At 75.1% G+C, this 14145-nt stretch carries 12 protein-coding genes; 9 read left to right on the top strand and 3 right to left on the bottom strand.

Features of this window, described 5'->3' with window-relative positions; genetic code table 11:
* Positions 1 to 461: TetR/AcrR family transcriptional regulator (locus ACSNOK_RS21270; RefSeq protein WP_436782328.1), on the bottom strand; the 461-nt coding region annotated here is incomplete at its 3' end.
* Positions 462 to 499: 38 nt separating this feature from the next.
* Positions 500 to 1042 carry a cupin domain-containing protein gene (locus tag ACSNOK_RS21265; protein ID WP_436782327.1) on the bottom strand — a complete coding sequence of 181 codons (543 nt, stop codon included), beginning with the start codon at positions 1040 to 1042 and terminating at the stop codon, positions 500 to 502.
* A gap of 321 nt (positions 1043 to 1363) precedes the next feature.
* Between ACSNOK_RS21265 and ACSNOK_RS21260 the strand changes: the two genes are divergently transcribed.
* The 4 genes from ACSNOK_RS21260 to ACSNOK_RS21245 all read left to right on the top strand — a co-directional run bounded on the left by ACSNOK_RS21260 (position 1364) and on the right by ACSNOK_RS21245 (position 5346).
* Positions 1364 to 2416 carry an alpha/beta fold hydrolase gene (locus tag ACSNOK_RS21260; RefSeq protein WP_436782326.1) on the top strand — a complete coding sequence of 351 codons (1053 nt, stop codon included), beginning with the start codon at positions 1364 to 1366 and terminating at the stop codon, positions 2414 to 2416.
* A gap of 100 nt (positions 2417 to 2516) precedes the next feature.
* On the top strand, positions 2517 to 2714 hold the full coding sequence (locus tag ACSNOK_RS21255; protein ID WP_436782325.1) for a hypothetical protein: 198 nt from the start codon (positions 2517 to 2519) through the stop codon (positions 2712 to 2714).
* 353 nt (positions 2715 to 3067) lie between these two features.
* A complete protein-coding gene (abc-f, locus tag ACSNOK_RS21250) occupies positions 3068 to 4702 on the top strand; it encodes a ribosomal protection-like ABC-F family protein (protein ID WP_436782324.1) in 1635 nt (544 codons plus the stop codon).
* 83 nt (positions 4703 to 4785) lie between these two features.
* On the top strand, positions 4786 to 5346 hold the full coding sequence (locus ACSNOK_RS21245) for a CGNR zinc finger domain-containing protein (protein WP_436782323.1): 561 nt from the start codon (positions 4786 to 4788) through the stop codon (positions 5344 to 5346).
* 22 nt (positions 5347 to 5368) lie between these two features.
* Here the strand turns inward: ACSNOK_RS21245 and ACSNOK_RS21240 are convergent, their stop codons facing one another.
* On the bottom strand, positions 5369 to 5989 hold the full coding sequence (locus tag ACSNOK_RS21240; protein ID WP_436782322.1) for a TetR/AcrR family transcriptional regulator: 621 nt from the start codon (positions 5987 to 5989) through the stop codon (positions 5369 to 5371).
* 362 nt (positions 5990 to 6351) lie between these two features.
* Here ACSNOK_RS21240 and ACSNOK_RS21235 point away from each other — a divergent pair, with 362 nt between their 5' ends.
* From ACSNOK_RS21235 to ACSNOK_RS21215, 5 genes are all read left to right on the top strand, one after another.
* Complete coding sequence (locus tag ACSNOK_RS21235; RefSeq protein ID WP_436782321.1) at positions 6352 to 6909, top strand: (2Fe-2S)-binding protein; 558 nt, start codon at positions 6352 to 6354, stop codon at positions 6907 to 6909.
* Entirely contained in the window at positions 6906 to 7907 is a 1002-nt protein-coding gene (locus ACSNOK_RS21230) for an FAD binding domain-containing protein (protein WP_436782320.1), read from the top strand. The genes ACSNOK_RS21235 and ACSNOK_RS21230 overlap by 4 nt, the downstream gene beginning before the upstream one ends.
* A complete protein-coding gene (locus ACSNOK_RS21225) occupies positions 7904 to 10066 on the top strand; it encodes a xanthine dehydrogenase family protein molybdopterin-binding subunit (protein WP_436782319.1) in 2163 nt (720 codons plus the stop codon). Before ACSNOK_RS21230 ends, ACSNOK_RS21225 begins: the two co-directional genes overlap by 4 nt.
* On the top strand, positions 10050 to 11168 hold the full coding sequence (locus tag ACSNOK_RS21220; RefSeq protein ID WP_436782318.1) for an XdhC family protein: 1119 nt from the start codon (positions 10050 to 10052) through the stop codon (positions 11166 to 11168). Before ACSNOK_RS21225 ends, ACSNOK_RS21220 begins: the two co-directional genes overlap by 17 nt.
* Before the next feature lie 392 nt (positions 11169 to 11560).
* Positions 11561 to 13966 carry an ATP-binding cassette domain-containing protein gene (locus ACSNOK_RS21215; protein ID WP_436782317.1) on the top strand — a complete coding sequence of 802 codons (2406 nt, stop codon included), beginning with the start codon at positions 11561 to 11563 and terminating at the stop codon, positions 13964 to 13966.
* Positions 13967 to 14145 lie beyond the last annotated feature (179 nt).

Here is a 14145-nt window from a genome sequence, read left to right as displayed (position 1 = left end):
GCCCGGGCCACCCGCTCGGGGTCGGGGTGGCTGGCGTCCTCGACCACCGTGCGCAGCACGCCGTGGAACCAGTGGCGGTGCGCGGCGACGCGGACGCGGACCGCGTGGGACGGGTCGGGGTACTCCGCGGCGGCGTTGAGGAAGCCGCAGCCCCGGAAGCCCGGCCGGCAGAGGCTGTCGGCGATCATGTCCATGATGGCGAACAGGGCGTCGCGGCCCCGGTGGGCGGCGAGGACGGCCGCCACGGCGTCCTCCACCCGCGCCCCCCGGGCCGCCAGGTAGGCGTCGACCAGCCCGTCCTTGCCGGCGAAGTGACGGTAGAACGTGGCCCGGGTGACCCCGGCCTCCGTCACCAGGCGTTCCACGCCCACGGCTTGGATGCCCTCCGCGTAGAAAAGCCGTCCGGCGGTGTCGAGGAGGCGTTGCCTGGGGTGGGTTCTCTCGGTGGTTCCCGTGGTCATGGGCACAGCGTAGGCAGGGCGGGGCCCGGCCGGTGCGGTCAGGGGCGGGTGGCGGCGGGCCCGTGGCCGTACGGGGTGACGAGAGGCTTCGTCGCGTCCACCACGTAGGTCGACAGCATCATCGTGGTCACCCTGCCGACGTTGCGGGCGTTGTGGATCGCGCCGGACGGGATGAAGAAAGGGTCGCCGGTGCGCAGCCGGAGGCCGGGGCCGTCGTCGAACAGCATCAGGACGTCGCCGCGGACGATGTACCCGACCTCGACGCCGGGATGGCTGTGCCGGCCGGATTCCCCGCCGCGGGGGATCCGCACCAGGGTCTGGACGGTGTCCCAGCCCTCGGCGGGGGAGGGGTGGCGCTGGAGCAGGGTGCGGGTGACGCCGGCGGTCGGGTCCACGGGGGCGTCCGGGCCGGTGGCGCCCTCCGGCCGGGCGGCTCTTCGCGGCTTCGAGGGGTTGTCCGGCGGCTTCGAGAGGTTGTCCGGACTCGGGGCCGCCGCTGCCGTTCCGGCCAGGGCGGCCGCCCCGAAGGCGCCGGCGGTGGCCGCGCCCGCGTGGCGGATCAGAGTGCGTCGGTCGATCATCGGCGTGCTCCGTTCGGAAGGTCTCCAGGGGGAATGAGGTCTCCAGGCAGAATGACCGTTCTTTCTGCCTTGGCAGCGTGTCCTGCCGGCGCGTCGGAGCGCAAGGGGGAGCGTGTGGTGTGTCCGGATATCGCCGATGGCTCAAACCCCGCTGTACTGGCACGACTTGGCTCGCGTCACCTGTTTGACCGGTGACGCGGGGCTGTGTCACAGTCGTCTGGCACGGCCCCGGCGGCCACCGGACCGGTGGGTGCGTGCGGGATCACCGCGCGGCACGGGCCGGTCGCGGGCGGGCACTTCGAGACGCACGGAGGGCTTCACATGATCGACCGGCGGATGTTCGGCAAGGCGCTCGGCGTGGGGGCCGGCGGCGGGGCCGCCATGGCCCTGACGGGGGTGCCCGGGGGCCCGGTGCCCGCTCCGGCCGCGGCGGCGGAGCGCCCCGGCCCGGCCGGCCGCCACCGGCACGGCGCGTTCCCCCCGCTCAAGAAGGTCAGGGCGGGACTGCTGGAGATCGGCTACGCCGAACTGGGGCCGGTGCACGGGCCGCCGGTCGTCTGCCTGCACGGCTGGCCGTACGACATCCACAGCTTCGTCGAGGTCGCGCCCCTCCTGGCGGCGGAGGGCTACCGGGTGATCGTCCCTTACCTGCGCGGCCACGGCACCACGCGCTTCGTCTCCGGCCGCACCTTCCGCAACGGGCAGCAGTCCGCCCTCGCCCTCGACACCGTCGCCCTGCTGGACGCCCTGGGGCTGGAGAAGGCGGTGCTCGCCGGGTTCGACTGGGGCGCCCGGAGCGCCGCCGTCGTCGCGGCGCTGTGGCCCGAGCGGTGCAAGGCCCTGGTGTCGGTGGGCGGTTACCTCGTCGTCGACCTGGAGGCCAACCTCCAACCGCTGCCGCCGGCGACCGAACACGCCTGGTGGTACCAGTACTACTTCGCCACCGAACGGGGCCGGGCCGCCATGGAGCGGAAGGACCTGCGGCACGACCTGACCCGGCTGGTCTGGGAGACCGTCTCCCCGACCTGGGACTTCGACGACGCCACCTTCGAGCGCACCGCCGCCGCCTTCGAGAACCCGGACTACGCCGCCATCGTCATCCACAACTACCGCTGGCGGCTGAGCCTCGCCGAAGGGGAGCGGCGCTACGAGCCGTACGAGAAGCGGCTCGCCGCCCGGCCGTTCGTCACCGTGCCGACGGTGACGCTCGACGGCGAGCGCGACCCGTTCACGGCTCCGGGCGACGGTTCCCGGTACCGCGACCGGTTCACCGGCCCGTACGACCACCGCACGCTGCGGGGCATCGGCCACAACCTGCCCCAGGAGGCGCCCGAGGCGTTCGCCCGGGCCGTCCTCGACGCCGACCGCCTCTGACGGCGTGCCGGGACGGCGCGGCGAAGACGCCGGCGGCGGAGCGCCGGGCGCGGACCGCGTCGCGGCGGGACGCGGACGACACGACGGAAGGAGCGGTCACATGACGACACGTCACCCCTACCCGCAGGACGGTGACTCGGCGGCGCGTCACGCGCGCTTCGGCGCGCTGCCCCGGCGGATCGCCTACGAGGAGATGGTCGAGGAGAAGCCGGCCTCGCCCGGGACCCCGGAATACGGCTCCGGCGACGCCGAGCCGAGGGCCCATCTCGCCTGCCTCGCCTGGGACCTGGCGCTGTGAGCCGAGCCCCCTCCGTCCCGCGGCGGAGGGGGCTCCGGCGCTCGCACCCGGCCTGTTAAAGTGAGAACGTCAGCGATCTTTCGTGAAGGAGACCGGACATGGTGGTGGACGACGACGTCTCCGGGTGATACCCGGATCCGATCGACCACCGGCAGGGGCGCCTCGGGCGGTACCGCCGGCGTGGTCGGTTCGCCGTCCCTTCTTTCCCGTCCCGGGCTTTCCCGCCCCGGGCGCGGCGCTCTCCGCACACCGTCCCTGCCACCCCGTGCCATGCCGTCCGGCGGCACGGCACGGCCGGCGCGCGACGGTTCCCCGGGGAGGGCCCCGCCCGCTGTTCCTCACGAGGTCTTCCCATGTTCGACGTCTCCGTCATCTGCTCGCGCCTGTCCTTCTCCTGGCCCGACGACACCCCGGTCTTCCGTGACCTGTCCTTCACCGTCGGCCCGGGCCGTACGGGCCTCGTGGCCCCCAACGGCTCCGGCAAGTCCACCCTGTTGAAGCTCATCGCCGGCGAACTCCGCCCCACGTCCGGGACGGTGGCCACGCACGGCACCGTCGGCTACCTCCCGCAGACCCTCCCCCTGACCGGTCAGCCGACGGTCGCCGAGATCCTGGGCGTCGACGCGGTGATCCGCGCCATCGACGCCGTCGAGTCCGGCGACGTCGACGAGAAGCACTTCACGACCATCGGCGACGACTGGGACGTCGAGGAACGCACCCGCGCCCAGCTCGACCGGCTCGGCCTCGGCCGGCTCGCCCTCGACCGGACCCTGGGCACGCTCAGCGGCGGCCAGATCGTCAGCCTCGGCCTGGCGGCCCAGCTCCTCAAACGCCCCGACGTGCTGCTGCTGGACGAACCGACCAACAACCTCGACCTCGAAGCCCGCCACAAGCTCTACGACGTGCTCTCCGACTGGAACGGCACCCTGCTGCTCGTCAGCCACGACCGGGCCCTGCTGGACCGCATGGAGCGCATCGCCGAACTCGACCGCGGCGAACTGCGCCTCCATGGCGGCAATTTCACCCAGTACGAGCAGGCGGTGGAGGCCGAGCGGGAGGTCGCGGAGAAGAACGTCCGCAACGCGGAGCAGGAGCTGAAGCGGGAGAAGCGCGAGATGCAGCAGGCCCGCGAACGGGCCGAGCGCCGCGCGAGCAACGCCGCCCGCAACCTCAAGAACGCCGGCCTGCCGCGCATCTTCGCCGGGAACATGAAGCGCGGCGCCCAGGAATCCGCCGGCCGGGCCGGCCAGACGCACGCCACCCGCGTCCAGGACGCACAGGCCCGGCTCGACGAGGCGGGCCGCGCCGTCCGGGACGAGCAGCGGCTCGTCCTCGAACTGCCCGACACCGACGTCCCCGCCGGACGCACCCTCGTCCTGGCCGAGCGGCTGCGGGTCCGGCACGGGGGCCGCGAGCTGTTCACGGGGGATGGCGTCGGCCTCACCGTCCGGGGGCCCGAGCGCATCGCCCTGACCGGGCCCAACGGCGCGGGCAAGACCACGCTGCTGCGGCTGATCTCCGGCGACCTGGCCCCGGAGAGCGGGACCGTCCGGCGGGCCGACGGGCGGATCGCCTCCCTGTCGCAGCGCCTCGACCTCCTCGACCCGGCCCGGACGGTGGCGGAGAACTTCGCGGAGTACGCCCCGCACCGGACGGAGGCGGAGCGGATGAACCTGCTCGCGCGGTTCCTGTTCCGCGGCGCCCGGGCCCACCTGCCCGTCGGCGTCCTCTCCGGCGGCGAACTCCTGCGCGCCACGCTCGCCTGCGTCCTGTGCGCGGAACCGGCGCCGCAGCTCCTGCTGCTCGACGAGCCGACGAACAACCTCGACCTGGTCGGCGTCGCGCAGCTGGAGAGCGCCCTGGCCTGTTACCGGGGCGCGTTCGTGGTGGTCAGCCACGACGAGCGGTTCCTCGAACGGATCGGTGTCGAGCGGTGGCTGCGGGTCGGGGACGGCGAGTTGACGGAGACGGGGGCGCCGGGCGTCTGAGCGGGGTCCGGGCGGGCCGAGGGCTATCGGACCGCCGGACGGCCGTCCTTGCGGGCCTCGGCGTCACCCGCCAGGATGGTGACGTGAACCTGGACCACGTCTTCGTGTGCGGCAACCCGGCCCTGGACTTCGCGGCCACGCTCCGGGCCCGCCGCACGGTGCGGTTCGAGATGTTCGCGACCCCCGCCCGGCTGGACGCCTGGTACGTGGAGTCCGGCCTCGTCGACGCCGTCTCGCCCGCCCGCCGCGCCGACGTGGAGCGGGCGACGGCCCTGCGTGAGGCCGTCTACCGGCTGGTCACGGCCCGGCGCCTCGGCACGGAGTTCGAGGACGAGGCGCTGGACACGGTCAACGAGGCGGCGCTCCGGGCCCCCGCCGCGCCGCGGCTGACGCGTTCGGGCCGCTGGACGGCGGCGACGCAGCGCGAGGCGCTGGCGGCCGTCGCCCGGCACGCGGTGGAGCTGCTGAGCGGCCCCGACGTCCCCCTGCTCAAGGAGTGTGACAACCCCGAGTGCACCCGCGTCTACATCGACCGCTCGCGCGGCCGGCGGCGCCAGTGGTGCGGCATGGAGTCCTGCGGCAACAAGATCAAGGCCGCCGCGTACCGCGCCCGGCGGAAGACGGCCGTCCCTTCCGTGGGGTGAGAGCCGTGGTCCGCCGGGCCGGTCAGCCGCCTTCGGCGGTACCCCCGCGAGGGCCGGGGGCGCCGGCCCGCAGGCCGTCCGTGACGAGGTCGAAGAGGCGCCCGGCGCGTTCGTGGGCGTCGGGGCACGCGCCGATGTGCCAGAGGCCGGCGATGGCGAGGAGGAAGTCGTCGGCCGTCACCCCGGGGCGGATGGCGCCGGCCTTCTCGTTGGCGTCCAGGAGGAGTTCGACGGCCGCCGTGACCGGGGCGTGGCCCCAGCGGGCCGGGGTGGCCGGGGCGCGCGTGGCCTCGCGCATCGCGTCGGCCAGGCCGGCCTTGGCCGCCGCGTACCGGGCCAGCCGGTCCAGCCACTCGCGCAGGGCCCGTTCGGGCGGGCGGGTCGCGAGCAGCCGGCGGGCGGCCTCGTAGACCTGTTGGACCTCGAAGCGGTAGACCTCCAGGATGAGCGACTCCCGGTCGGGGAAGTTCCGGTAGAGGGTTCCCTGTCCGACGCCCGCCCGTTTCGCGATCGTGCTGAGCGCGACGGCGGGGGAGCGCGTCAGCTCCGCGAGCGCCGCCGCGAGGATGCGCTCGCGGTTGCGCCGGGCGTCCGAACGCCGGTGTGGAGGCTCGTCGTTCCGCTGTGGCGCCGTCGTCCCCACGCGTCCTCGCCCTCTGGCCGTCCCCGCCCCGAAGCCTTGCCCGGTCGGCCGGCCGTCCGCTAGGTTCAGATAACCGGACAGCTGTCCGCTAGCGCTCCGCCGGACGACCGCCCACCGCACCGCTCACACAGCTCACCATAGCGGGGCCCGGGAAGAAGACGACGGCCGTCCGGCCGGCCGCCCGGCGCGCCCCCGCGCCCGTCGGGCGGCAACCACCATGCCGTACCGCCCTCTTGAGACCGCCACCCGGCACCGCACCGTCCAGCGCCCTCCGGTGCCCTATCGCACGGCGCCACATCAGCACCACACGCACGGCACCACCCCGTCCATCAGCGCTGCCCCCCGCCGAAGAGGCCACCACCATGACCACACCGACGTCCAGCGTCATCACCCTCCACGTCAACGGAGCACCCCACACCCTCACCGTCGACCACCGCACCACGCTGCTCGACGCCCTGCGCGAGCGCCTCGGCCTGACCGGTACCAAGAAAGGCTGCGACCAAGGGCAGTGCGGCGCCTGCACCGTCCTGCTCGACGGCCGCCGTGCCGTGTCCTGCTTACAGCTCGCCGTCGCCGCCGAAGGACGGGAGGTCACCACGATCGAGGGCGTCGCCGACGGCGAGCACCTCCACCCCGTCCAGCAAGCCTTCCTCGAACTCGACGGCTACCAGTGCGGCTACTGCACCCCCGGCCAGATCTGCTCGGCCCTCGCCGTCCTCGACGAGCACGCGGCCGGCCTGCCCAGCGCCGTCACCGCCGACCTCCGCCCCGAGGCCGGGCCACCGCCGCTCACCGACGCGGAGATCCGCGAACGGATGAGCGGCAACCTCTGCCGCTGCGGCGCCTACCCGACCATCGTCCGCGCCGTCGCGCGGGCCGCCGGCGAACGGGCGCGGCAGGCGGGGGCGGTGGGCGCGTGAGGGAGTTCCGCTACCACCGCGCCGCCGACACCGTCGACGCCCTCGCCCTGCTCGCCGGCGAACCCGATGCCCGACCGCTCGGCGGCGGCACCAACCTCGTCGACCTGATGAAGACCGGCGTCGAACGGCCCGCCCTCCTCGTCGACCTGCGCGACCTGCCCCTCGACCGGATCGAGACCACCGCCGACGGGGGCCTGCGCATCGGCGCCACCGTCACCAACACCGACCTGGCCGCACACCCCGAAGTGCGCCGCCGCTACCCCGCGTTGGCGCAGGCCGTCCTCGCCGGCGCCTCGGGCCAGCTGCGCAACATGGCCACGGTCGGCGGCAACCTGCTCCAGCGCACCCGCTGCGGCTACTTCACCGCCGGTACGGTGAGCGCCGCGCCGTGCAACAAGCGGGTACCGGGCAGCGGTTGCGCCGCGCTCACCGGCGAGCACCGCGACCACGCCGTCCTCGGCGCGTCCCCGCACTGCGTCGCCGTCCACCCCTCCGACCTGGCCGTCGCCCTGGCCGCCTTCGACGCCGTCGTCACCCACGAGACGGCGGAAGGGCCGGGGGAGACGCCCCTCACCGCGTTCTACCGCCCGGTGGGCGCCACCCCGCACCGGGAGACCGCCCTGCCGCCCGGCGCGCTGATCACCGGCGTCGTCCTGCCGCCGGCCCCGCCCGGCCCGTCCCGCTACCGCAAGGTGCGCGACCGCGCCTCGTACGCCTTCGCCCTCGGCTCCCTCGCCGCCGCCCTCGACGTCCGGGACGGCGTCGTCCGCGAGGCGCGGCTCGCCTTCGGCGCGGTCGCCTCCCACCCCTGGCGGGCCCGCCGCGCCGAACAGGCCCTGACCGGAGGCCCGGCCGACGCCGCCGCGTTCGCCGCCGCCGCCGACGCGGAACTGTCCGCCGCCCGGCCCCTGCCGCGCAACGGCTACAAACTGCCGCTGCTGCGCGGCCTGGTCGTCCGCGTCCTGACCGAACTCGCCGAGGAGGCCGCCACCCGATGACCACGGCACCCCACGCCACCGCGACCGCCACCGCACCGGCCGTCGGCACCCCGCACATCCGCCTGGAGGGACGCGACAAGGTCACCGGCGCCGCCCGCTACGCCGCCGACCACCCCGCCGACGACCTCGCGCACGGCTGGATCGTGGTCTCGACGGTGGCCCGTGGCCGGATCCGCTCCGTCGACGACACACCCGTCCTGGCCCTGCCCGGCGTCCTCACCGTGCTGCACCACGGCAACGCCCCGCGCCTCGAAGAGGACTTCGTCGGCACCTTCGGACCCGACGCCACCACCCGTATCCTCCAGCACGACCGGGTGCCGCACATGGGCTGGCCGGTCGCCCTCGTCGTCGCCGAGACCCCCGAACAGGCCAGGGAGGCGGCCGAGGCGCTCGTCGTCACCTACGACACCGAGCCGCACGACGTCGGCCTGCGCCCCGACCACCCCGGCTGCCGCCCGGTGGAGACCGTCGCCATGGGCCCGGGCACCACCGGCAAGGGCGACGTCGAGGCGGAACTCGCCGCCTCGCACACGGTCGTCGACGCCTGGTACACCACCCCGGAGGAGTACCACCACCCCCTCGAACCGCACGCCGCCATGGCGCGCTGGGACGACGGGAGGCTGGAGGTCGTCGACTCCACCCAGGGCGCCTACGCGACCGCCCGGGACCTCGCCCGGCTCCTCGGCCTGGAGCCGTCGGCGGTCCGCCTGCGGTCCGAGCACGTCGGCGGCGGCTTCGGCAGCAAGGCACAGGCCCGCCCGCACGTCGTCCTCGCCGCCATGGCGGCCACCGTCCTCGGCCGGCCGGTCCGCGTCGCCCTCACCCGCCGGCAGATGTTCTCGCTCGTCGGCCACCGCAGCGCCACCGTCCAGCGCGTCCGGCTGGGCGCGGACGCGGACGGCCGGCTGCGCGCCCTGGAGCACACGGCGCTCAGCGCCACCTCCACCGTCCGCGAGTTCGTCGAACCGAGCGCCGCCTACGGGCGGGTCATGTACGACGCGGACGGCCACCGCACCGACCACCGGGTGCTGCCCCTCGACATCCCCACACCCACCTATATGCGGGCGCCGGGCGAGGCACCCGGCTCCTTCGCGCTGGAGTGCGCGCTCGACGAACTGGCCGAGCGGTGCGGCGTGGACCCCATCGAGCTGCGGGCCCGCAACGAACCCGCCGCCGGCCCCGTCTCCGGACTCCCCTTCGCCGGCCGCCGGCTGACCGACTGCTTCACCGAGGGGGCCCGCCGCTTCGGGTGGGCCGAACGGGACCCGAGGCCGGGCGTCCGCCGTGACGGCCGCTGGCTCCTCGGCACCGGCACGGCGGCCTCCTCCTTCTTCACCGGCACCTTCCCGGCGACCGCCACCGCGACCGCGCACCCGGACGGCACCTTCACCGTCCGCATCGCCGCCGCCGACATCGGCACCGGGGCCCGCACCGCCCTCACCCAACTGGCCGCCGACGCGCTGGAGGTGACGCCGGACCGGGTGCGCGTCCGCATCGCCGACAGCGACTTCGGCGACGCCTGGGTCGCCGGCGGCTCCATGGGCACCCGCTCCTGGGGCTGGGCCGTCCGGCTCGCCGCCCGGGACCTCCGCGAACGCCTCGCCCCGGGCGTCACCGTGCCGCCCGGCGGCCTCACCGTCCGCTCCGACACCGAAGCGGCGGTACGGGCCCTCGCCGCGTACGAACGGCACGCCTTCGGCGCCCAGTTCGCCGAGGTCGCCGTCGACCCGGACAGCGGCGAGATCCGCGTCCGCCGCATGCTCGGCGTCTTCGCCGCGGGGCGGATCATCAACCCGCTCACCGCCCGCGGCCAGCTCACCGGCGGCATGATCTGGGGCCTGTCCATGGCCCTCCACGAGGAGGCCGTCCGGGACGCCACCACGGGCGGCCTCGCCCACACCGATCTCGCCGGCTACCACGTCGCGGCCCACGCGGACGTCCCCGCCGTCGAGGCCGACTGGCTGGACGACCCGGACCCGGACGACCCGGTCGGCATCAAGGGCATCGGCGAGATCGGCACGGTCGGCTCCGCGGCGGCCGTCGCCAACGCCGTCTGGCACGCGACCGGCGTCCGCCACCGCCACCTGCCCATCCGGCCCGACCGCGTCCTGGCGGCCGCCGCCGCACCCCGGGAGGAGGGCCGTGCTCGACATCGCTGAGGACCTGGCCGCCTGGGCCGCGGACGGACGGGACTTCGCCGTCGCCACCGTCGTCGCCGTCACCGGCAGCGCCCCGCGCGGCCCCGGCGCCGCGCTCGCCGTCGACGACCGCGGCCGGGCCGTCGGCTCCGTCTCCGGCGGCTGCGTGGAGGCGGCGGTGTACGACCTGTGCGTCCAGGCGCTGCGGGACGGGACGGTCCTCCGGGAAACGTACGGGTACAGCGACGACGACGCCTTCGCCGTGGGCCTGACCTGCGGCGGCACCGTGGAGGTGCTCGTCGCCCCGTTCCCCGCCGACGCCCCCGCGCGCGGTCTCGTCACCCGGGCGCTGACGGCCGCCGCCCGCCGCGAGGCGGTCGCCCTGGCCCGCGTCGTCCGGGGCCCGGCCGCGCTCGCGGGCGGCGCCCTGCTCGTCCGGCCCGACGGGACGTACGAGGGCGGCCTCGGCGGCCGGCCCGCGCTCGACCGCGCCGCCGCGGCCCGGGCCCGCGCGCTGCTCGGCGCGGGCCGCACCGGCACCGTCGGGCCGGTGCCGGACGGGACGCTTCCGGCCGGTGGCCCGACGCTCCTGGTCGAGTCCGTCCTCGAACCGCCGCGTCTGATCCTCTTCGGCGCGGTCGACTTCACCGCCGCGCTGGTCCGCGTGGGCAAGTTCCTCGGCTACCACGTCACCGTCTGCGACGCCCGCCCGGTCTTCGCCACGGCGGCCCGCTTCCCCGAGGCCGACGAGGTCGTGGTCGACTGGCCGCACCGCTACCTGCGCCGGACGGCCACCGACGCGCGGACCGCGCTGTGCGTCCTCACCCACGACGCCAAGTTCGACGTACCGCTGCTGCGGGTCGCCCTGCGCCTGCCGGTCGCCTTCGTCGGCGCGCTGGGCTCGCGCCGCACCCACGCGGACCGCCTCCGCCGCCTCCGCGAAGCCGGTGTGACGGACGCCGAGTCGGCCCGGCTGCGGTCCCCCGTCGGCCTGGACCTCGGCGGGCGCTCCCCGCAGGAGACGGCCCTGTCCATCGCCGCCGAGATCGTCGCCGCCCGCTACGGCGCCACGGGCCGGCCGCTGACCGGGACGGGCACGGCGATCCACCGGGCGGGGGCCTGAGGAGACCGGGGCACCGGCCGCGCCGTGGCGCCTGGGGCGGGAGCGGTGGTGGAGGCGACCCGCGTGTCACAGGGCGGGGGTATTGTCGGGCCCGCGGCCGGGGCACCGGAACGCGTCGCGGGCTCCGACCGCCCGGGCGCGCGTCCGCTCCCGCCGGGTGCCGGCGCCGGGCGGCGGACCCAGGCCCGCGCCCGAACGCCCGCACCCACCCGCACTCCTCACCCGCACACCTCGTCCCGCATCCCTCACCCGGCATCCCCCGGTCGCCGCTTCCCGCCCGTCCGCAGGACGCCCCCGCGCCCGCGCGCCGGCCCCCGGGCCGGGGGCCCGCCGGCCGTGCCGGGCCGAGGACCGCGGGCGGGGTGTGCACCCGTCTCACGGATGGAGAAACGATGAGCAAGACGCCGAGCCCGAGCACGACCGCGCCCGGGCCCCACCCCGCCGACGGCCACGACACGATCCGGGTGCACGGCGCGCGCGAGAACAACCTCAAGGGCGTCGACGTCGAGATCCCCAAGCGCCGGCTGACGGTCTTCACCGGCGTCTCCGGCTCGGGCAAGAGCTCACTGGTCTTCGACACCGTCGCCGCCGAGTCGCAGCGGCTGATCAACGAGACGTACAGCGCCTTCGTCCAGGGTTTCATGCCCACCCTGGCCCGGCCCGAGGTGGACGTCCTGGAAGGGCTGACCACCGCGATCATCGTCGACCAGCAGCCGATGGGCGCCGACCCGCGGTCCACGGTGGGCACCGCCACCGACGTCAACGCGATGCTGCGCATCCTCTTCAGCCGGCTCGGACGGCCGTACGTGGGCCCGCCCGGCGCGTTCGCCTTCAACGTCGCCTCGGTCAAGGCGAGCGGCGCGATCACCGTCGACCGCGGGACCAAGAAGGCGGAGAAGGTCACGTTCTCCCGCACCGGCGGTATGTGTCCGCGCTGCGAGGGGCGCGGCAGCGTCACCGACCTCGACCTCACCCGGCTCTACGACGACACCAAGTCCCTCGCCGAGGGGGCGCTCGACATCCCCGGCTACAAGCCGGGCGGCTGGAACCACCGGCTCTACGCCGAGTCCGGCCTCTTCCCCGCGGACAAGCCGATCCGCGCGTTCACGGAGAAGGAGCTGTACGACTTCCTCCACCGCGAGCCGGTCCGTATGAAGATCGCGGGCATCAACATGACCTACGAGGGGCTGATCCCGCGCCTCCGGAAGTCGATGCTGGCCAAGGACCGGGAGGCGATGCAGCCGCACATCCGGGAGTTCGTGGACCGGGCCGTCACCTTCACCACCTGCCCCGACTGCGACGGCACCCGGCTCAACGAGGCGGCCCGGTCGGCGAAGATCCAGGGCGTCGGGATCGCCGACGCCTGCGCGATGCAGGTCAGCGACCTGGCCGCGTGGGTACGCGGACTGGACGAGCCGTCCGTGGCGCCGCTCCTCGCCAAACTCCGGCACAGCCTCGACTCGTTCGTGGAGATCGGCCTGGGCTACCTCTCGCTGGACCGGCCGACCGGCACCCTGTCGGGCGGCGAGGCCCAGCGCGTCAAGATGGTCCGCCACCTCGGCTCGTCACTGACCGACGTCACCTACGTCTTCGACGAGCCGACCACCGGGCTGCACCCGCACGACATCGCGCGGATGAACGACCTGCTGCTGCGGCTGCGGGACAAGGGCAACACCGTGCTCGTGGTGGAGCACAAGCCGGAGGTCATCGCGATCGCCGACCACGTCGTCGACCTCGGACCCGGGGCGGGCGCGGCGGGCGGCACGATCTGCTACGAGGGGACGGTGGAGGGGCTGCGGGCCGCCGGCACCCTCACCGGCCGGCACCTCGACGACCGGGTCACCCTGAAGAAGACCGTCCGCGAGCCCACCGGCACGCTCCCGGTCCGCGGCGCGACGGCGCACAACCTGCGCGGCGTCGACGTCGACATCCCGCTCGGGGTGCTGGTCGCCGTCACCGGCGTCGCGGGCTCGGGCAAGAGCTCGCTCGTCCACGGGTCGATCCCGGCCGGCGAGGGCGTCGTCTCGGTCGACCAGGCCCCGATCCGCGGCTCCCGGCGCAGCAACCCGGCCACGTACACCGGTCTGCTGGAGCCGGTCCGCAAGGCGTTCGCCAAGGCCAACGGCGTCAAACCCGCCCTGTTCAGCGCCAATTCGGAGGGCGCCTGCCCGGCCTGCGGCGGCGCCGGCGTCGTCTTCACGGACCTGGCGATGATGGCGGGCACGGCCGCCACCTGCGAGGACTGCGAGGGCAAACGGTTCGACGCGTCGGTGCTGGAGTACCGCCTCGGCGGCCGGGACATCAGCGAGGTGCTGGCGATGCCGGTGACCGAGGCCGAGGAGTTCTTCGCCACGGGCGAGGCCCGCACCCCGGCCGCGCACCGCGTCCTGCGGCGGCTCTCCGACGTCGGCCTCGGCTACCTCACCCTCGGCCAGCCGCTCACCACCCTCTCCGGCGGCGAACGGCAGCGGCTCAAACTGGCCACGCACCTGACGGCGAAGGGCGGTGAACGGGCCGGCCGTTCCGTCTTCGTACTCGACGAGCCGACCGCCGGCCTCCACCTCGCCGACGTCGAGCAACTCCTCGGTCTGCTCGACCGGCTCGTCGACTCCGGCGTGTCCGTCATCGTCGTCGAACACCACCAGGCCGTCATGGCCCACGCCGACTGGATCATCGACCTCGGCCCCGGGGCCGGTCACGACGGCGGCCGGATCGTCTTCGAGGGCACGCCCGCCGACCTGGTCGCCGCCCGCTCGACGCTGACGGGCGAGCACTTGGCGGAGTACGTGGGGGCCTGAGGGGCGTCGTGCCGGCGGTGAGCGGGGGCCGCCGGCCCTTCCCGTGGGCGCCGAGGGGACGAGCCCCGCGTCCGTCGCCGTGAACTCGCGCGAGCGGACGGCTTTTCGGGGCCGCCCGCTGTCGGCTCGGCCCCGGTGCGCGGACGGACGGACGGGCGGGCCCGGGGGGGGGGGGGGGC

The sequence above is a fragment of the Streptomyces sp. URMC 126 genome (assembly GCF_051386555.1).
Lineage (GTDB): Bacteria > Actinomycetota > Actinomycetes > Streptomycetales > Streptomycetaceae > Streptomyces.
Note: the sequence above shows the minus strand (reverse complement) of the source record. Positions and strands in the feature narration are given on the sequence as shown.